This window comes from Thalassococcus sp. BH17M4-6, assembly GCF_049323015.1.
GTDB lineage: Bacteria > Pseudomonadota > Alphaproteobacteria > Rhodobacterales > Rhodobacteraceae > Puniceibacterium.
Map to the genome: position 1 here is coordinate 1 of NZ_JBMPGU010000025.1, position 17,319 is coordinate 17,319.

Annotated in this window: 18 protein-coding genes and 2 pseudogenes; 14 read left to right on the forward strand and 6 right to left on the reverse strand. The window is 59.8% G+C overall.

All coding sequences use genetic code 11. The features are described from left to right. A protein-coding gene (locus tag ACOXXX_RS20860) for an IS3 family transposase (protein WP_422828561.1) occupies window positions 1–1,115 on the forward strand; the annotation gives its coding sequence in 2 pieces (ribosomal slippage) (window positions 1–231 and window positions 234–1,115; 1,113 coding nt annotated over the 2 pieces). This gene is flagged as partial in the annotation. A 348-nt stretch (window positions 1,116–1,463) separates the two neighbouring features. Here ACOXXX_RS20860 and ACOXXX_RS20865 read toward each other — a convergent pair. Beyond that, on the reverse strand, window positions 1,464–2,339 hold the full coding sequence (locus ACOXXX_RS20865) for a hypothetical protein (RefSeq protein ID WP_422828562.1): 876 nt from the start codon (window positions 2,337–2,339) through the stop codon (window positions 1,464–1,466). Next, a complete protein-coding gene (locus tag ACOXXX_RS20870; RefSeq protein ID WP_422828563.1) occupies window positions 2,332–2,703 on the reverse strand; it encodes a winged helix-turn-helix transcriptional regulator in 372 nt (123 codons plus the stop codon). Before ACOXXX_RS20870 ends, ACOXXX_RS20865 begins: the two co-directional genes overlap by 8 nt. Before the next feature lie 131 nt (window positions 2,704–2,834). Here ACOXXX_RS20870 and ACOXXX_RS20875 point away from each other — a divergent pair, with 131 nt between their 5' ends. The 5 genes from ACOXXX_RS20875 to ACOXXX_RS20895 all read left to right on the forward strand — a co-directional run bounded on the left by ACOXXX_RS20875 (window position 2,835) and on the right by ACOXXX_RS20895 (window position 6,522). After that, on the forward strand, window positions 2,835–3,443 hold the full coding sequence (locus ACOXXX_RS20875) for an NAD(P)H-dependent oxidoreductase (RefSeq protein ID WP_422828564.1): 609 nt from the start codon (window positions 2,835–2,837) through the stop codon (window positions 3,441–3,443). Next, a complete protein-coding gene (locus ACOXXX_RS20880) occupies window positions 3,430–4,131 on the forward strand; it encodes a glutathione S-transferase family protein (RefSeq protein ID WP_422828566.1) in 702 nt (233 codons plus the stop codon). The genes ACOXXX_RS20875 and ACOXXX_RS20880 overlap by 14 nt, the downstream gene beginning before the upstream one ends. 4 nt (window positions 4,132–4,135) lie before the next feature. Continuing rightward, complete coding sequence (locus tag ACOXXX_RS20885; protein WP_422828567.1) at window positions 4,136–4,777, forward strand: DsbA family oxidoreductase; 642 nt, start codon at window positions 4,136–4,138, stop codon at window positions 4,775–4,777. Window positions 4,778–4,852: 75 nt separating this feature from the next. Next, on the forward strand, window positions 4,853–5,797 hold the full coding sequence (locus tag ACOXXX_RS20890) for a quinone oxidoreductase family protein (protein WP_422828568.1): 945 nt from the start codon (window positions 4,853–4,855) through the stop codon (window positions 5,795–5,797). Next, window positions 5,794–6,522, forward strand: a complete 729-nt coding sequence (locus ACOXXX_RS20895) for an HAD family hydrolase (RefSeq protein ID WP_422828569.1) — start codon at window positions 5,794–5,796, stop codon at window positions 6,520–6,522. The genes ACOXXX_RS20890 and ACOXXX_RS20895 overlap by 4 nt, the downstream gene beginning before the upstream one ends. Window positions 6,523–6,551: 29 nt before the next feature. On the opposite strand, the pseudogene tdh reads toward ACOXXX_RS20895, so the two are convergent. The 4 genes and pseudogenes from tdh to ACOXXX_RS20915 form a co-directional block, all read right to left on the reverse strand. Continuing rightward, a pseudogene (tdh, locus tag ACOXXX_RS20900) lies at window positions 6,552–6,758 on the reverse strand (L-threonine 3-dehydrogenase); the annotation flags it as partial. Next, window positions 6,758–6,880: pseudogene (locus ACOXXX_RS20905) on the reverse strand (TRIC cation channel family protein); the annotation flags it as partial. The pseudogenes ACOXXX_RS20905 and tdh, both read right to left, overlap by 1 nt. 108 nt (window positions 6,881–6,988) lie before the next feature. Further along, complete coding sequence (locus tag ACOXXX_RS20910; protein ID WP_422828570.1) at window positions 6,989–8,020, reverse strand: ester cyclase; 1,032 nt, start codon at window positions 8,018–8,020, stop codon at window positions 6,989–6,991. A 152-nt stretch (window positions 8,021–8,172) separates the two neighbouring features. Next, entirely contained in the window at window positions 8,173–9,102 is a 930-nt protein-coding gene (locus tag ACOXXX_RS20915) for a LysR family transcriptional regulator (protein WP_422828571.1), read from the reverse strand. Between the two features lie 91 nt (window positions 9,103–9,193). Between ACOXXX_RS20915 and ACOXXX_RS20920 the strand changes: the two genes are divergently transcribed. From ACOXXX_RS20920 to ACOXXX_RS20955, 8 genes are all read left to right on the forward strand, one after another. Next, the gene (locus ACOXXX_RS20920; RefSeq protein WP_422828572.1) at window positions 9,194–10,243 is read left to right on the forward strand and encodes an ABC transporter ATP-binding protein; all 1,050 of its coding nucleotides are present in this window, start codon (window positions 9,194–9,196) and stop codon (window positions 10,241–10,243) included. Between the two features lie 89 nt (window positions 10,244–10,332). After that, a complete protein-coding gene (locus ACOXXX_RS20925; RefSeq protein ID WP_422828573.1) occupies window positions 10,333–11,589 on the forward strand; it encodes an ABC transporter substrate-binding protein in 1,257 nt (418 codons plus the stop codon). Window positions 11,590–11,658: 69 nt separating this feature from the next. Then, window positions 11,659–12,690, forward strand: coding sequence for a carbohydrate ABC transporter permease (locus ACOXXX_RS20930; RefSeq protein WP_422828574.1), 1,032 nt, complete (start codon window positions 11,659–11,661; stop codon window positions 12,688–12,690). Window positions 12,691–12,700: 10 nt separating this feature from the next. Further along, on the forward strand, window positions 12,701–13,582 hold the full coding sequence (locus ACOXXX_RS20935) for a carbohydrate ABC transporter permease (RefSeq protein ID WP_422828575.1): 882 nt from the start codon (window positions 12,701–12,703) through the stop codon (window positions 13,580–13,582). Window positions 13,583–13,586: 4 nt separating this feature from the next. Then, entirely contained in the window at window positions 13,587–14,117 is a 531-nt protein-coding gene (locus tag ACOXXX_RS20940; protein WP_422828576.1) for an ester cyclase, read from the forward strand. Between the two features lie 11 nt (window positions 14,118–14,128). Continuing rightward, the gene (gene hisD, locus ACOXXX_RS20945) at window positions 14,129–15,439 is read left to right on the forward strand and encodes a histidinol dehydrogenase (RefSeq protein ID WP_422828577.1); all 1,311 of its coding nucleotides are present in this window, start codon (window positions 14,129–14,131) and stop codon (window positions 15,437–15,439) included. Between the two features lie 55 nt (window positions 15,440–15,494). Beyond that, window positions 15,495–16,547 carry an ester cyclase gene (locus tag ACOXXX_RS20950; RefSeq protein ID WP_422828578.1) on the forward strand — a complete coding sequence of 351 codons (1,053 nt, stop codon included), beginning with the start codon at window positions 15,495–15,497 and terminating at the stop codon, window positions 16,545–16,547. Then, a complete protein-coding gene (locus ACOXXX_RS20955) occupies window positions 16,547–17,311 on the forward strand; it encodes an SDR family NAD(P)-dependent oxidoreductase (protein WP_422828579.1) in 765 nt (254 codons plus the stop codon). Before ACOXXX_RS20950 ends, ACOXXX_RS20955 begins: the two co-directional genes overlap by 1 nt. The last annotated feature ends 8 nt before the right edge of the window (window positions 17,312–17,319 follow it).

Genomic DNA, 17,319 nt, shown 5'->3' on the forward strand with positions numbered 1-17,319 from the left:
CGGCGGGAAGCGGTTAGACTTGCGCTGACAAGCGGCCGGACACGGCGCGAGATCGCAGAAGATCTGGGCATTGGCCTATCGACGTTGACGCGATGGCTCAGTCGCGAACGGGATGCCGGTGAGCCGGTCGAGGCGTCGGTGGACCTGCACGCGGAACTGAAGCGGTTGCGACGCGAGAACGCGGTTCTGAAGCAGGAGCGCGACATCCTAAAAAAGGCCGCAACCTTCTTCGCGAAAGACGCAAGTCGATGAGCTTCGCTTTCATAGAGGCGGAGAAGGCCAGCTTCCCGATCCAGCGGATGTGCCATGTTCTCGGTGTCAGCCAGAGCGGGTTCTTCGCCTGGCGGGACCGCCCCGCCTGTCATCGCCAGCGGCAGGACATGATCCATCTTGCCCACATCCGAACGGCCTTTGCGCTGTCGAACGGGACCTACGGCAGTTCCCGCATGCACCGCGATCTCGTCGATGAGGGGCACCAGATCGGGCGGCACCGAACCGCTCGCCTGATGAAAGAGAACAAGCTGGTGGCCCGCCAGAAGCGCCGGTTCAAGCGCACAACTGACAGCGAACATGCTTGGCCGATCGCCCCCAACCATGTTGCACAGGACTTCTCGGCGGATGCCCCGGACAGAAAGTGGGGCGCTGACATCTCCTACGTCTGGACTGCTGAGGGTTGGCTCTACCTGGCCGTGATCATCGACCTCTACTCAAGACGGGTTGTCGGCTGGGCCACGAGTGATCGACTGAAGCGCGGCCTGGCGGTCGAGGCCCTGCGCCGTGCTCTCGCGGCTCGCAATCCACAGCCTGGTCTGGTCCATCACAGCGACCGCGGCAGCCAATACTGCTCTGTCGAATACCAGGCCGAACTCCGAAAGCGCGGCGTCCTGATATCAATGAGTGGCAAGGGAAACTGTTATGACAATGCCATGGTCGAGACCTTCTTCAAGACCATCAAGTCCGAGCTATTGTGGCCAGTCGCCTGGCAATCACGCCAGCAGGCCGAAAACGCTATCGCCAGATACATCGACGGGTTCTACAATCCCGTCAGACGCCATTCATCGCTCGACTTCCAGAGCCCGATTGCATTCGAGCGAAAGGCCAAGGAAGTGAGATAAACGCTCTCCACCAAATCCGGGCAAGTCCACCTCGGGCTTGCCACCCGAACGGTTGGCCCGTTGGTTGGAGGGGATGGAGCAAGCCTGCGTCTCAGCTATGCGGCGCCTCGACGACATCGAAGCGTGGGGAGTTCGGGCTGAAATTGATATGGATGAACTCTCGGGAAAGACACCGCCAGCTTTGAGGCAGTCTTTCATCGAGTGGCCACTAATGTCAGCTCCGATGGCCGAAGCGCTGACCGGTGCCAGTCGCACAGCCGTTCAGCGTAACCTTAGTTGGATGGAAGCCCGAGGTTTGATCCGTGAAGTGACAAGGCAGGGGCGCTATCGGATGTGGAAGATCGACAACTAGGTTTTTCGGTATAGAGCAGTCCGAAGAAAAGCAACGTTGATCGCAAGACCGGGAAGCAGCCACTGGAACAGCCTAACGACGGCAAGCACCTCGTCAATGCTGACATCTCGTTCAGCGGCTGCTCGGAGCGCAGTTGATGTGAGGCCTGTGGTATTTGGGAGTTCCGCTGCGATACTCAGGGCACGCTCGTGCACGCGACCGACACGCACCTCATACGAAGATGTTTGTATCGCAGCTTTCAGGTTCGGCCAAGCCGCAGAGAAATAGCTCGGCCAGCGGGCGAAGGCGCGATAATCTGTGTTGACGAATGGTAATCCAAGGGTATCGCGGATATCTGTATACAGCGCCGCGATCATAGGATCGGCATGATGCGGTTCGATCAATACAGGCTTGGCGACGCCCGGCTGTCGCTCCAACACGTTGCCTGGCGCGCTCCCATTGTGCCAGACCCCACCTTCCAGCAATAATCGAGCCAGCGACGCCATGAGAAGATACGGCATGTTTCCAGCCGAGAAGATCTCGTTGCAGGCACGCAGCTCTTCTATCTCCCGATCCTGGTAGCCCATTTCAGTCAATCGACCCAGGATATTCGTTGGTGAAAGCGCTGCGGCCTCTCGTTCCGCGCAAACGCGCAGCTCAACGCAGGCGTCTTCAAACGCTGCTGAGCCGACAATGGGGGCCAACGCCGACCACAACGTGTCGTAAAAACGGGGATAGTGGGCAAAGGCCATGGCGACGACGCCCATCCAAGGCACACCGAAACCAGCTTTTGTCTTTTCGTAGACATGCTCAAGACCGCCCGTTGCCTCATACTCCGGTACCGGTTGGATCCGTGGAACCGGTTCAGGTTTCAGGCGCGCCAGGTCAAGCATCGCTCAGACCATCGGGCAAGCTCTCGCTCCATTTCCGCAATTCGTCCAGAAAGCGAAGCGCCGTGCGTCCCAACTCGGTGATCTCGTACTGGACCGAAACCGGGGCGGTATCCATGACCTCGCGCCGGACCAGCTCCTGCGCTTCCAGTTGGCGCAGTCGCTCTGTGATCATCTTTTTCGATGCGCCGCCGACCATGCGGGCAAGGTCGTTGAACCGGACCGGCCCATCCTTGAGGTGCCACAGGATCGACCCGGTCCATTTGCCGCCGATGATCCGCATCCCCCGTTCGATCGCGCAAGGCTCGTAACAGGCCTCATAGACCTGCCGCCTTCCCTGGGCGTCGTCTTCGACTCTTGCGCGCATGTCGTGCCCTCCCTTCCAAAGCATAAGGTTACCAAAAGTATACTGGTTGATTTTAGTTTCCAGTGATCGCAATCTCCCCTCGAACGGGCCGCGAGTCAAGTGGGGTCCACCGAAACACAAAGGAACTGATCATGAGCAACATCCTGATTCTGAACGGCGCACAGCCCTATGAATTCGCCCCCGGCACCCTGAACGCCGCCCTGACCGAACGCGCCCGCACCTTTCTCGAGTCGCAAGGGCACACTGTGCGTGTGACAACCGTGGCCGAAGGGTATGACGCCAATGCCGAGGTCGAAAGCCACGTCTGGGCCGACACGGTCATCATGCAATTCCCGATCAATTGGATGGGCGCGCCGTGGTCGTTCAAGAAATACATGGACGAGGTCTTTACCGTCGGCATGGACGGCCGCCTGACCAACGGCGACGGCCGCACCCCCGAGGCACCTAAGGAAAACTATGGCATGGGCGGAGCGCTGACAGGCACGAAATACATGCTGTCGGTCACTTTCAATGCCCCGCGCGAGGCGTTTGATAACGCGTCCGAGCCGTTCTTCAAGGGCGGTAGTGTTGACGATCTGCTGCGCCCGATGCACCTAAACGCCCGGTTCTTCGATATGGCGCCGTTGCCGACCTTTGCCGCTTTCGACGTGATGAAGAACCCGGAAATCGAAGCCGATTTCGACCGGTTCGATGCCCACCTGGGTGCCGTATTCGCGGAGGCCGAAAATGTCGCGGCCTGATATCGTTCTCTATACCGCGAACACGATGAACGGGTGGAAGCCGCTCATCTTCCTGCACGAGGCCGAGATCGACTATGAGCTGGTCAACGTCGATTTCTCGAAGAAAGAGCAGCACGCGCCCGACTATGTGAAGATGAACCCCAACGGCAAGATCCCGACGATCTGGGACCGGGCCGAGGGGCGCGCGATCTTCGAGAGTGGCGCAATCCTGTGGCACCTGGCTGAAAAATACGGGCGGTTCCTGTCCTCCGATCCGGTGGAGCGGTCAGAGACACTGCAATGGCTGTTCTTCCAGGTCGGCCATATAGGTCCGATCATGGGACAGGCGATGTACTTTCAGCGCATCGCCAAGCCAAACGGCGATGAGGTGCCCTATGCCATCAATCGGTATGTGACTGAAAGCCGCCGCTTGTTGGAGGTGCTGGATATGCGGCTCAAGGACCGCGAATGGCTGGTGGGAAGCGAGATGTCGATTGCCGATATCGCCACATACCCTTGGGCACGGAGCTATTTCTGGGCGACGGTAGAGATTGATGGCTTGCCCAACCTTCAAGCCTGGTTCGACCGACTTGATGCGATGCCGAGAGTGCAGGAGGCGCTGCAATTGCCGGAGCCGCGTCCTTCGGCCTTTGGCAAAGGCGACATCGAGGCCGCCGCGTCGGCCAATGCCGCCCGGTTCAAGGCGTAAAGGCATGGCCGTTCGTGTGGATATCGTCTCGGATGTCGTCTGTCCGTGGTGCGTGATCGGGTATCACCAAATGGCCAAGGCGGCGCAAGAGACCGGCATTGATCTCGACGTGCATTGGCAACCGTACGAATTGAACCCTCAGATGGCAGCCGAGGGCGAGAACCTGCGCGAACATCTGGCCGCGAAATACGGCACGACGCCAGAGGGGTCACGCAAGGCGCGGGCGCGACTGACCGAGATGGGCGCGGCGCTCGGATTCGAGTTCAACTATGCGGATGACATGAAGATGGTGAACACCTTCCGCTCCCATCAATTGATCGACTGGGCAGCGGATCAGGGCAGGGCGCACAACTTGAAACTGGCGCTGTTTGCGGCCTTCTTCACCCGGCGCGAGGACCTCAACAATGAAGATGTCCTTGCCGATGTCGCCGGCAGCATTGGTCTTGATCGCGACACCGCTCGCGCAGTGCTTGTCAGCGGAGAACGCGCTGAGTTCGTCCGCGAAAAGCAGCGTTTCTGGACGTCCCGCGGTATCACGGGTGTGCCTGCGATGATCTTCAACCGCCAGCATCTCGTTACCGGCGCGCAGGGCGAAGAGAACTATGCCCATATCCTCAAGCAGCTGCAGCCGGCGCACGCCGTCTGAGGGCAAGCACAAAACAAGGGAGGAGCCACCATGTCAAAAGCACAAGTGATCCACAAGAAAGGTCCGCCCAGTTGCATGAACTGGGAAGACTGGCACGTACCTGATCCGGCACCGGGTGAAGTGCGCATGCGTCACACGGCGGTGGGCGTGAACTATGCCGACACCTATCACCGCGGCGGTATCTCTCATCCGTGGCCGGTGCCCAACGAGCCGGTGGTGATCGGCTTTGAAGGTGTGGGCATTGTCGAAGGCGTGGGCGACGGTGTGACCGGTTTCAAGACCGGGGATCGTGTTGCCTATGGCATCCCGCCGCTGGGGTCTTACTCCGAGGTGCGCAACTATCCCGCCGACAAATTGCTGCATTTGCCTGATGGGTTGGACGACAAGAAAGTCGCCGCTTTGTTGATGAAGGGCATGACGGCACACTACCTGCTGCACCGCACTTACGCCGTGCAGCCCGGTGACACGATCCTTGTCCACGCGGCGGCTGGCGGCATGGGGTTGATCCTGTGCCAATGGGCCAAGGCGCTTGGAGCAACCGTGGTGGGCACGGTCTCGACTGAAGAGAAAGCCGAGGTCGCCCGCGCGGCAGGTTGTGACTACCCTGTTGTCCGCTCACAGCAAAGTTTCGTCGACGTTGTGCGTGATGTGACCGATGGCGAGGGCTGCGCGGTTGTATATGAGGCGATCGGCAAGGACACGTTGCAGGACAGCCTTGACTGCTTGCGCCTTATGGGGGTCTGTGCAGCCTACGGGCACGTCTCGGGTCCGCCTGACCCGGTGGACGTCATACAGGATCTGGGGCGGCGCGGATCGCTGTTCATCACCCGACCCGCTATCATGCATTACGTCGCCAAACGGTCTGATCTGGAATGGACCGCGCGAGATCTGTTCAAGGCCATCGGCGACGGTATTCTGGACGCCAACATCAACTACGAATACGCGCTGAAGGATGCGGTCAAGGCACATGAAGCCATCGAGTCCGGCAAGACCTTGGGGGCGACAGTGCTGATCCCATGAGCCTGTCAGGAATCAAAGCCCTGACCTTCGACACCGGTGGCACTGTGCTCGACTGGCACACCGGCTTTCGTGATGCCTTCTCGGAAGCCGGACAACGCCACGGGATCGACCGGGACTGGAGCCAGATCGCGAACCGGTTTCGCCGCCTGTCGATGGAGATGATGCTGAACCTCGGTGCCGATGGACCTCCCGGGTACAACTTCGATGAAGCCCACGCGCGTTGTCTTGAAAAATTGCTGCGGGAAGAGGGGCTGGACGCTTTCGATTATGTGGACCGTCACCGGATCGCCTGGGAAGCGCCGCATCGTCTGGCAGCATGGACGGACGTTCGCGAAGGGCTCGCCGCGTTGCGAGCGCGCTACATCGTGGCGTCCTTCACGCTGCTGTCCTATCGGTTAGTGATCGACACCTCGCGGGAAAACGGTTTGAGCTGGGACGCCGTTCTGTCCTGCGAAGGTCTTGGAGTCTACAAGCTATTGCCCGAAGCCTACCTGCGTGCAGCGAAGAGACTGCAGCTGGCACCCGAAGAGTGCCTGATGGTTGCCTGCCATCCCTTCGATCTCGACGCGGCAGCGAAAGTCGGGTTTCGCACGGCACTGATCCGAAGGCCCACCGAATGGGGTGTCCACGCAGAGGGCCTTCCCGACGTACCGCCGAGCGGAACCTATGATGTCGAAGTCGATAGCGTGCTGGAATTGGATGAAAGGATGTCCCAGTGTTTCTGACCGTCAGCGGCGATGGTAAATTGTCCAGTTTAGTCCCAGTCCATAACGACTTTGCCGGTTTCGCCGGAAATCATGGCCGCAAACCCATCCTCAAAATCGTCGATGCCAATGCGATGCGTGATCAAATCCGTCAGATCGAGTCCTGACTGCACGAGCGCGATCATCTTGTACCAGGTCTCGAACATCTCACGGCCATAGATGCCTTTGACGTTGAGCATCTTGAAAATGATCTTGTTGCCGTAACAATTGCGAAAAACAGGAAGGCTACAATGTCGAGTTCTTTTCGGGACGCAACGAGTGCGCCTGTAGCGGCAAACAATGCGACACCAGTGCAGTCGAGAACATCAACAAAATTCATGGGTTTGATCATCTTCACTTGGGATCAGAGGAAACAGCTTCGGGGGTGCTTGAAGAGCTATCCCGCGAGTGTCCGGCGCGACGGTCGTTTCGAAGTGGAAGAGCTTGCTCATGCGTCAGCAATCTCGACTGTGCGTTTCAGGATATCGACGCCTTGTGTCTTCCAGAAATACAGCAGGTCAATGAAAATCCAATTCTCGGCCAGCTTGTCGCCCTCGCGGCGGTAGATGTCGATCACCCGCATTTCTCCGGGTTTGTCCGAACCGGGCATCCCCATGAAACCACCTATGTGCCGGGCGGTGAAGTTGGGCCAGCCGAAGAAGCCTCCGTAATGACCTTCGGCAATGCGGGCGAGGTGGCGGGTCTTGGAACGGTCGGTAAAGGCCGCGCGGAACGGGCCCGAGTGCTGTTTTGCATAGCGCTCGATCGTGTAGGTCGCGCCGATCCCCGCTGGCCCCCACCAGATCATGTAGTCATGCCAAGTTTGGGCCAGTTCCTCTTCAAGCGGAAGGCCTGATCGCCAGGTTCCCAGATCACCGATCATGGCATTGATCGCTGCAAGCGTGGCCTGGCCTTCGGCCTCCGGCGCATCGTCGTAGAGCAGTCCATCATGGGTCAGTGGGCCGGGCTGGACCAGATGCGCAGCGGTTTGCGGCGGGAAAGGATTGAGCCCGGCCTGCATCATCAGATGGGGAATATCGAAATACATCGCGGTTTCGACGATGCGGCCATTTTCGACCTTGTTGAATTCGCAGTATCGCAGAAAGGCCATCTTGCCGGTAGGCGGGATGCCCAGCCAGGGCCGGTCAAAGAGGCCCATCAAATGGCCCATCGACACCACCCAGGTGCCTATGAACCCGTCCAACTCATTGTGCCCGGCAAAGAAGATATCCTGCCGCCTTTGCAGCCGCGTCAGCGACTGGCGCAGGGGTGCCCAGAATTGCTCTGCCACAGCGTCCGGCCCGGCCAATTCGCCAAATGGGTGGAACCCGCGCCACAGCGCGTCGGGTGCCATTGCTTCTGAAAGAACCGACCCGATTCGATCCAGAGATGCCTCCTCCAACGCAGTGTAAAGATCTCGAACGACTTGTTTTTCTTCCTGAAAATTCACAGCTGCATCCCGAGTTTGTCTCTTGATCACAGCATGCGTACTTGTCAATCTGACACTTGCATGTCCAGTGAATTTCCAGACGAAGCCTTGGTCACGTCCGTCAAGGTGGCGTCATTTGTCAGGCGGCCTGACGTCATGATCAGGTGGTTGGAAAGGCCCGATTTGATGGCAATCCCGGACTCTTAGCGAGACACAACACGGCGCAATCTTTCAAGCAACCACATGTGGAGCGGGCTGTTGGCATCGCGCGCATGACGAACAGCTTGCAACTGAAAATCGCCCACCTTTATCGGCAACGGCTTGTGGGTGATCTCAAAAGGTTGCTCGTTACTTTGGGCGACGCGCTCGGGCAGGGTCATGACGAGATCCGAGTTCTCGATGATCGAGAGCGCCGAAAAGAGCGACGGAACAATCGTGCGGATGTTTCTTTTGTAGCCTTGCATTCGGAGCGCTTCGTCCACCCGGTTTCGGATCAGACCGTGAGGAGACACAAGCAAGTGGTCTGCTTGCGCCATGTCCTCAAGCGTTGGGTTTGCAGTCAACAGAGGGTGGCCGCGACGGCCGGCCAAAACATAATTCTCCGAATAGAGGTCCTCGACGACAAATGTCGCGTCGTTTCTTGGCGGAATATCAAAGTATCCAATGGCAAGGTCGAGCCGTCCCTGCACAAGTGCGTCAAGCGCCTCACTATAGACCAGAGGGTAGGCATGGACATCGATGTTCGGGCTGAGACTGCGCATTTCGGTAACAAGCTTCGGTATCACTGTCGTCAGTTCGTAATCGAATGCCCCGATCCTGAGGTCGGTCGCCGTGGAACGCGGATCGAATTCTTCCGGATCTTCGAGCGTCTCTGAAAGCAGTCGTACGATTCTGTGAATCTTGGGTTCCAGCTCATGCGCCAGAGAAGTCGGTTCCAACCCATGCGCACGGCGCAAAAAGAGCGGATCCTCATAGAGCGTGCGAAGACGTTTCAGGGCATGGCTGACCGCCGGTTGGGTCAATCCCATCTCGCGGGCAACCTCCGTTGCCTTGCGATGACGCATGAGGCCGAGGAAGATCAACAGGACGGTCGTGTCGATCAATCTCAAATTAATGTTATTTATATCTGCCATAGATCGTTTTCATTATACTGAATATTGCTTTTCGTCTAGCCTCCTTGCAAGCGCATGCAAAGCGTGAAGAGCCACACTCGGGAGGCACCGCATGGCTGAGATACAACTTCGCAATGTCTGCAAACGGTGGGGCAGCTTCGTTGGGGTCGACGATTTCGACCTGACGATTGCAGACCGGGAATTCCTGGTGCTGCTGGGCCCGTCAGGTTGCGGCAAGACGACGACGATGCGGATGATCGCAGGTCTGGAAGATCCCTCGGATGGCGAAATCTGGATTGGCGATCGCAAGGTCAACGATCTGGAACCCAAGGACCGCGACGTGGCGATGGTGTTCCAGAGCTATGCGCTTTACCCCAACCTCAACGTCTATGAGAACATCCGCTTTCCGCTGAAGGTGCGGGGCATTGATCCATCGACGCACGACGAGAAAGTGCGTCGTGCCAGCGCAATGGTGGAACTGGACGAATTTCTCCATCGTCGTCCCGCCGAGCTGTCGGGTGGTCAGCGTCAACGCGTGGCGCTGGCCCGCGCTATCGTGCGGGAACCCAACGTGTTCCTGATGGACGAACCGCTGTCGAACCTCGACGCGAAGCTGCGGGTGTCCACCCGCGCGCAGATCAAGAACCTGTCCCACGAGCTCAAGGTCACCACGATCTATGTCACTCACGACCAAATCGAGGCGATGACGCTCGCCGATCGTGTGGTCGTGATGGAAAAGGGCGTGGTTCAACAGGTGGGCAGCCCGACCGAGATCTATGACCGTCCTGCCAACACCTTTGTCGCCAGCTTCATCGGTTCGCCGGCGATGAACCTGATCGACGGCGCGGCGGCATCTGGCGTCTTTACCGCGCCGGAAACCCGCATCGGCGGGCTTTCCGCCCCGGACGGCAAGATCACACTGGGTTTCCGCGCCGAGGATGCGCAAGTCGTCGAAAGCGGAGGTGAGATCAACGCGCCAATTTACACGCTGGAGCTTCTGGGCGACGCCACGATGGTCACCGTCCGTCTGGGCAAGACACTGGTCAGCGTGCGTGCGGACAAGGCTTTCCGCGCAGAGATCGACGACATGGTCTCGATCCACGTGCCAACCGATCACTGCCATCTATTCGACGGCCAGACCGGTCAGCGGATCGGCGCGTGACTTCTTTTTCTCCTCCGGAGCCCGGAGGCAATCAGCGGATGCGTGATTGCAAGGCGCATCCAGTCCAACAGAAACACAGGGAGATTCACATGTTTCTAAAGAATATCGCCATCACCGGCCTGGTCGCCGGCCTGATGTCCACCGCCGCATATGCCGAAAGCCATGGCGCTATGTGCGGCCCCGAAGGCCAGAGCATCCGCATCCTCGCCTCCGACTTTCCGGCGATCCACGCAGTTGTGGATGACGCGGAAAAGAACTGCGCCGGACAGGCCGCTGAGTTCACCCGCAACCACACGACCGAGGCGCGCCAGATCATGAACGCTGCGCTGACGCCGAACCCGGCGGAATATACTTCTGTGATTGTCGCGAACTCGACCCTCACGCAGCTGATGAACGACGGTCTGGTCCGCCCGCTGAACGACCTGGTTGAGAAATACGGCCAGAACCTGCCGCAAAACCTGATGATCACCCTCGACGGAAACATCATGGCAGTGGCGTTCATGGCCAACTCGCAGCATCTCTTTTCGCGCACAGACATCCTTGCCGAGGCCGGCTTCGACACGGTCCCCGCGACCTATGACGAAGTCATCGCGGCCGCAGAGGCGATCCGTGCGGCTGGGATCATGGAACACCCCATTGTGATGAACATGCAGACCGGCTGGAACGTGGGTGAATCCTTCAACCTCGTGTTCATGGCCCATGGTGGTGAATTCTTCAAACCCGGCACGGCTGAGCCGGCGATCAACAGCCCTGCAGGTGTCGCCGCGCTGAACACGCTCAAGGAACTCGTCGAATACGCGCATCCCGACCACCTGACCCAAGCCTCCAACGAGACCCAGGGTCTGTGGGAAGCAGGGCAGGCGGCATTGGGGATCATGTGGGGTTCGCGCGGAGCGCCGATCCTCGACGATGAAGGCTCGACCGAGGAAATTACCTCCAACACGGTTCTGTCCGCGGCGCCTTCGGTCGAACCCGGCGGCGTGCCCGGCGCGACCCTGTGGTGGGACGGCTTCACCATCTCCACCAACGTCTCCGACGAAGAGGCCGAGGCGACCTTCGCCGCGCTGGCCTCGGGTCTGAACGCGGATATGGTCGCGGCGAACAACGACGACGCGGTCTGGCTGCTTGAGGGCTTCAAGCCGGGACCCGCCGCGGCCGGCGTTGCTGCCACCGCACAGGGCGGGGCAAAGCCGTACCCGATGATCCCCCAAATCGGTCTGATGCATAACGCGCTCGGATCCGAACTGGCCGACTTCCTGAAGGGCGGCGAGAGCGCCGAGAAAGCCCTCGCCGATGTCGAAGCCGCCTATATTACGGCAGCCAAGGAAGCGGGCTTTCTCAAGTAACCGCCGCGCGGGAGGGGGGCCACAGCGCCCCTCCCATCCTCATTCCACGCATCATCCGGGACATTCGTCATGAAGCATCGCACCTTTTTCTGGTTCATCCTGCCGACGCTCTCGGCGATGATCCTCTTCATCGCATTGCCCATCGTCTCGGTTTTCGTGCAATCCCTGTTCGTCGCCCATGAACAGGTGCAGGTGGTCTCGGAAAGCTGCGGGCCCTTCGGCTGCACGGAAACCACTTCTATCGATCTCGAAGCCACCCAGAAGCTCCGCGAAGAGCAACCACTTGGCCGGTTCAACGGGCTGAACACCTATTTCAACCGCTCGCATCTGGCGATTGCCGATATCGGCGAGGCTTGGGCGAATTCGGACAGCGTGGGGGCGTTCTGGAGCGAGGTCTACAACCTGCCTTTCTACAACGCGCTGACCTTCACACTGTCTTATACTTTCATCGTGACACCTCTGGTGCTGATGCTGGGTCTGGCCATTGCAGTGGGGGTCAACAACCTGCCCGCTGCACTCAAGGGGCTGGCCATCTTCATCTCGCTTCTGCCCTTCCTTGTCACCCCGCTGGTTGGGTCACTGATCCTGTTCTGGATGGTGGACGGGGACGGCGTGATCGGAGCCACGATCCAGAACATATTCAACGATCCCTCGCTCAGTCTGAAAGGCTCGACCCCGCTAATGTGGATCATGTTGATGGTCTACGGCGTGTGGCACACCTTGCCGTTCAGCTTCATCACCTTCTACGCAGGACTGCAAACCGTGCCTGAGGACACGTTGGAGGCTGCAAAGATCGACGGCGCCTCGAAATGGCAAAGCCTGGTCCTGGTGACCGTTCCGCATCTGATGCCGTTGGTGTCCTTCGTGACGCTCATGCTCATCATGGACAACTTCCGCGTCTTCGAGCCGATCGTCAGCTTCAAGGCCGACGCCCATGCTCGGTCCCTGAGCTGGATCATCTTCAACGACCTGCGCGAAAGCGGCAATCCGCTCTATGCCTCCGCGGGCGCAACCTCGCTGATCACGATCATTCTGGTCGTGATCCTGATGATGCCCGTCCTGGTCCGCACATGGCGTGACTTCACCCGTAAAGCCCACTGAGGAGACGATCATGGCAACCGCAGCACAATCCCGCCTGACCCCGCTCAAGATCGCCTCTTTTGGCCTTGTCCTGCTCTGGCTCATTATCGCGGCCTTCCCGTTTTTCTGGACCTTCTGGGGCAGCTTCAAAGTGCAGGCAGATTTCCTGTCCAAGGCTGACTGGATGAATGCGATCAGAGGCACGAACACCATTGCGCAGACCGGCAGCGCCTTTACCACCGAGGCCTATCGTGGGGCGTGGATCGACGAAGCTTTCTGGTTCAACTTCAAGAACACCGGCATTGTCGTCTTCTTCACCGTGGTGATCTCGCTGACCTTCGGCACGCTTGGTGGTTATGCGCTGGCCCGGTCAGGTTTCCGCTATGCGTTCTGGATCCTGATGGCCGCGCTGGTGTTCCGTGCCATGCCGCATATCACGCTCGTCTCGGGCTACCTGCTGTGGTTCTTCGAGTGGAACGTGTGGGGCATTCTGCCAACGACCATCATCGTGCTCGTGGCCATCAATCAGCCCTTCACGCTCTGGATGCTGCACTCGTTCTTCAAGAACATTCCAAAGGACATGGACGAAAGCGCCATGGTCGATGGTTGCACCCGTTTTCAGGCGTTCCGGCATGTGATCGTGCCGGTCATGTGGCCGGGCGTCATCACCACCGGGCTGTTCAGCTTCCTGCTCGCCTACAATGACTTCACCGTGACGGTGATGCTGCTGAGCGAGCAGAATGAGACCATCATCCCGGCCATCAACAGCTTCATGGGCACGACGCAAGTCGAGGGCAAGGTGATGTACGCCGTCGCCGCCGTCGTCTCGGCCACTGCGCCCCTGTTCGTGCTGATCCTGTTCTTCCAGCGCCAGATCGTCAGCGGACTGACCGCCGGCGCCGTGAAAGGATGATGCAATGAAAGGTTCGCGACCCGAACAAGCTGTCCTGTCACGCGACACAGACATGACCAAGACCGAAGAAACCCGTGCCGTGATCGAAGGCATGGTGGACGGGCTGAACGACCACCGGATCGACGATATCGGCCAGTTCTTTGCCGGGAGCTTTCGCTGGATGGGAAACCAGGGCTGCGGCACCAAGACCGGGCTGGCAGAGTTTCAGGACAACTGGCAGCGCCCGTTCCAAGCCGCGTTCTCCGACAAGACCTGCATCGACGAGGCCCGGCTTTACATGGGTGAATGGGCCGCCGCTTTCGGGCGGCAGGAGGCCACGCATTCCGGCATCTTCATGGGCATCGCACCCACCGGCAGGCGTGTCCAAATCCGGTACATGGATTTCTGGAAGGTCGAGGACGGCAAGATCACCGACAACTGGGTGATGGTCGATTTCCCGCATGTGCTGGCCCAGCTGGGCCACGACGTTTTCAACGGCGAGGGCTGGGAAGCCTTCGACCGGGGCGAGAAGACTCCGCCCAGACCCGCGAACTGAGGATTACTGAGATGAGCATCGAACGCATCAAGACATCGAAACCTGAAACCGACCGCGCCGAAGACGACACCAAGGTACGCGGCATCGTCGAAGCCGGCCTGAAAGATATCGAGTCTCGTGGCGACGCCGCGGTTCGCGAGATGAGCCAGAAGTTCGACAATTATGCGCCCGAAAGCTTCCGCCTGACACAAGGTGAGATCGAAGGGCTGATGTCCAGGGTCTCGGCCCGCGACATGGAGGACATCAAGTTCGCGCAGACCCAGGTGATGAATTTCGCCCGGGCGCAGCGGGACTCGATGAAAGATATCGAGGTCGAAACCCTGCCTGGCGTGATCCTCGGGCATAAGAACATCCCCGTGCAGTCGGTCGGGTGCTATGTGCCAGCCGGGAAATTCCCGATGGTTGCCTCGGCGCATATGTCGGTGGCAACGGCGACCGTCGCGGGTGTGCCCCGTATTGTTGCGGCGACCGCGCCCTTCAAGGGTGAACCAAACCCGGCTGTCATTGCCGCCATGCATCTGGGCGGCGCGCATGAGATCTATGCGCTTGGTGGGATCCAGGCGATTGGCGCCATGGCCATCGGAACGGAAACCATCGACCCGGTGCATATGCTGGTCGGACCCGGCAACGCCTTTGTCGCCGAGGCTAAACGCCAGCTTTACGGGCGCGTCGGCATCGACCTGTTCGCCGGACCGACCGAGACCATGGTGATCGCTGATGAGACCGTGGATGCTGAGCTTTGCGCCACCGACCTGCTGGGTCAGGCAGAACACGGGTACAACTCGCCCGCCTGCCTGATCACCAACTCGCGCCAACTGGCCGAGGCGACGATGGCGGAAATAGACCGCCTGCTGGACCTCCTCCCGACAGCTGAAACCGCCTCGGCCAGCTGGCGCGACTATGGCGACGTGATCCTGTGCGACACGCACGAAGAGATGCTGCAGGTCGCCAATGAAATGGCTTACGAGCATGTGCAGGTCATGACCGACCGCGACGACTGGTATCTGGAGAACATGCACAGCTACGGTGCCATGTTCCTGGGCCCGCGTACCAATGTCGCGAACGGCGACAAGGTGATCGGCACCAACCACACGCTGCCGACCAAAAAGGCCGGGCGCTATACCGGCGGGCTCTGGGTCGGCAAGTATCTCAAGACACACAGCTACCAGAAGATCGTCACGGACGAGGCGGCGGCGATGATCGGAGAATACGGCTCGCGGCTCTGTATGCTCGAGGGCTTCGTTGGTCATGCCGAGCAGTGCAACATCCGCGTTCGTCGCTACGGCGGGCGGAACGTGGCCTATGGCACAGCGGCAGAGTGAGTGACGAGCCGCGCTACGCCTTTGGCGCCCGCGGCCCTTTGAGCAGAAGAAGACCATGACCGACCAACATACCCATAACAAACAGGCCCTCGCGCCGCTCCGCGCAGCGATGGTGGATTTTGATGCCCGGGCCGTCCGCGCTGCGCTGCGCGACGTGATCGCCAAAGACGCGGTCATCCACATGCCGCACCCTTTCGGCGACTTCACCGGGCCGGACGCGTTCTATGACGCCTGCTATGCGCCACTCTTTGATGCCATGCCGGACCTCGAACGCCGCGACTGGATCGTCATGGGCGGACCTGACGAACATGGTGGCAACTGGGTTGGCTGCGGCGGGCACTATGTCGGTACCTTCGTCGGTCCTTGGCTGGACATTCCGCCGACCGGGCACCTGACCCATATGCGGTTCCACGAGTTCTACCGGCTAAAAGAGGGCCGGGTCGTCGAAATCCAGACACTTTGGGACATCCCCGAGGTAATGATGCAGGCAAATGCCTGGCCAATGGCGCCCAGCCTCGGGCTTGAATTCTGCATACCTGGTCCCGCGACTCTGGACGGGATCGTTCCAGGACCTTGGGATGCGGAAAAATCCCACGCATCGCAGCAGCACATCATTGACATGCTGACCCATCTCAAGAAGCACCCGAGCCAAGGTGGGCCGGAAGTGATGGAGATGGAGCGTTTCTGGCACGAACGCATGAACTGGTACGGCCCGGCCGGAATCGGCACAGGGCGCGGCATCGCAGGTTTCCGCAACTGGCACCAGATCCCGTTCCTGAATGGCATGCCCGATCGCGGGCAGTATCTGGACGAAATCACCTATCACTTCTTCGGCGATGGCGATTATGCCGCCGTCACCGGTTGGCCGAACATGATCCAGACGGTCACCCATGACGGTTGGATGGGGATCGCACCCTCGGGCAAGAAGATCACGATGAGGTCGCTGGATTTCTGGCGGTTGGAGAACGGCAAGATCCGCGAGAACTGGGTCATGGTCGATATTCTGGACGCTTATCGGCAGCTAGGGGTCGACGTCTTTGCCCGGCTACGCGAATTCAACAAGGTGCGCGTGCAAGGCCGCCTGCCGTTCCCGGTTGGAGCCGCCTGATGGAGTTGCCGCGCACCCCTTCGTTCCGGTTGGACGGCAAGCGCGCGCTTGTCGCCGGTGCCTCTTCGGGCATCGGGTTGGCCTGTGCCGTGGCGCTGGCAGAGGCCGGCGCAGAGGTGGTGTTGGCAGCTCGATCGGCCAGCAAGCTGTCCGCGTTGGCCGACGCGCTGACAGCTGCGGGCCACGCGGCCAAGGTGCTTTCGCTCGACGTCTCTGACGTCGCAAAGACGGAACGCGCCGTGGCTGCGAACGGCCCCTTTGACATTCTCATCAATTCCGCCGGGTTGGCACGTCACTCCCCGGCACTGGAAACGACGGAGGCCGATTTCGACTCCGTGAGCGACCTTAACGTGAAAGGCGCCTATTTCCTGACCCGTGCCGTCGCCAAGGGGTTGGCGGACGCGGGCAAGCCTGGCTCGCTGATCAACATATCCAGCCAGATGGCCAAGGTCGGCGGCGTTGATCGCGCCGTCTATGCCGCCACCAAGCACGCCGTCGAGGGCTTCACCAAGTCGATGGCGATCGAGTGGGGGCCCCTCGGTATCCGCGTCAACACGATCTGTCCCACATTCGTCGTCACGCCATTAACCAAACAGACCTTCGATCGACCCGAGCGCCGCGCCTGGGTCGAGGAAAAGATCAAGCTCGGTCGTATCGGCAAAGTCGAGGACGTCATGGGCGCGGTCGTCTTCCTTGCGTCCGACGCGGCGGCGCTGATCACCGGCACTGCGCTGATGGTGGACGGCGGTTGGACGGCGGATTGATGATGGGT

What these genes read in the sequence shown, in the direction of transcription:
- ACOXXX_RS20950 (WP_422828578.1), top strand. Translation starts at nt 15,495, where the DNA reads ATGACCGACCAACATACCCATAACAAACAGGCCCTCGCGCCGCTCCGC.
- hisD (WP_422828577.1), top strand. Translation starts at nt 14,129, where the DNA reads ATGAGCATCGAACGCATCAAGACATCGAAACCTGAAACCGACCGCGCC.
- ACOXXX_RS20940 (WP_422828576.1), top strand. Translation starts at nt 13,587, where the DNA reads ATGAAAGGTTCGCGACCCGAACAAGCTGTCCTGTCACGCGACACAGAC.
- ACOXXX_RS20880 (WP_422828566.1), top strand. Translation starts at nt 3,430, where the DNA reads ATGTCGCGGCCTGATATCGTTCTCTATACCGCGAACACGATGAACGGG.
- ACOXXX_RS20885 (WP_422828567.1), top strand. Translation starts at nt 4,136, where the DNA reads ATGGCCGTTCGTGTGGATATCGTCTCGGATGTCGTCTGTCCGTGGTGC.
- ACOXXX_RS20890 (WP_422828568.1), top strand. Translation starts at nt 4,853, where the DNA reads ATGAACTGGGAAGACTGGCACGTACCTGATCCGGCACCGGGTGAAGTG.
- ACOXXX_RS20865 (WP_422828562.1), bottom strand. Translation starts at nt 2,339, where the DNA reads ATGCTTGACCTGGCGCGCCTGAAACCTGAACCGGTTCCACGGATCCAA.
- ACOXXX_RS20955 (WP_422828579.1), top strand. Translation starts at nt 16,547, where the DNA reads ATGGAGTTGCCGCGCACCCCTTCGTTCCGGTTGGACGGCAAGCGCGCG.
- ACOXXX_RS20925 (WP_422828573.1), top strand. Translation starts at nt 10,333, where the DNA reads ATGTTTCTAAAGAATATCGCCATCACCGGCCTGGTCGCCGGCCTGATG.
- ACOXXX_RS20915 (WP_422828571.1), bottom strand. Translation starts at nt 9,102, where the DNA reads ATGGCAGATATAAATAACATTAATTTGAGATTGATCGACACGACCGTC.
- ACOXXX_RS20920 (WP_422828572.1), top strand. Translation starts at nt 9,194, where the DNA reads ATGGCTGAGATACAACTTCGCAATGTCTGCAAACGGTGGGGCAGCTTC.
- ACOXXX_RS20930 (WP_422828574.1), top strand. Translation starts at nt 11,659, where the DNA reads ATGAAGCATCGCACCTTTTTCTGGTTCATCCTGCCGACGCTCTCGGCG.
- ACOXXX_RS20895 (WP_422828569.1), top strand. Translation starts at nt 5,794, where the DNA reads ATGAGCCTGTCAGGAATCAAAGCCCTGACCTTCGACACCGGTGGCACT.
- ACOXXX_RS20870 (WP_422828563.1), bottom strand. Translation starts at nt 2,703, where the DNA reads ATGCGCGCAAGAGTCGAAGACGACGCCCAGGGAAGGCGGCAGGTCTAT.
- ACOXXX_RS20935 (WP_422828575.1), top strand. Translation starts at nt 12,701, where the DNA reads ATGGCAACCGCAGCACAATCCCGCCTGACCCCGCTCAAGATCGCCTCT.
- ACOXXX_RS20875 (WP_422828564.1), top strand. Translation starts at nt 2,835, where the DNA reads ATGAGCAACATCCTGATTCTGAACGGCGCACAGCCCTATGAATTCGCC.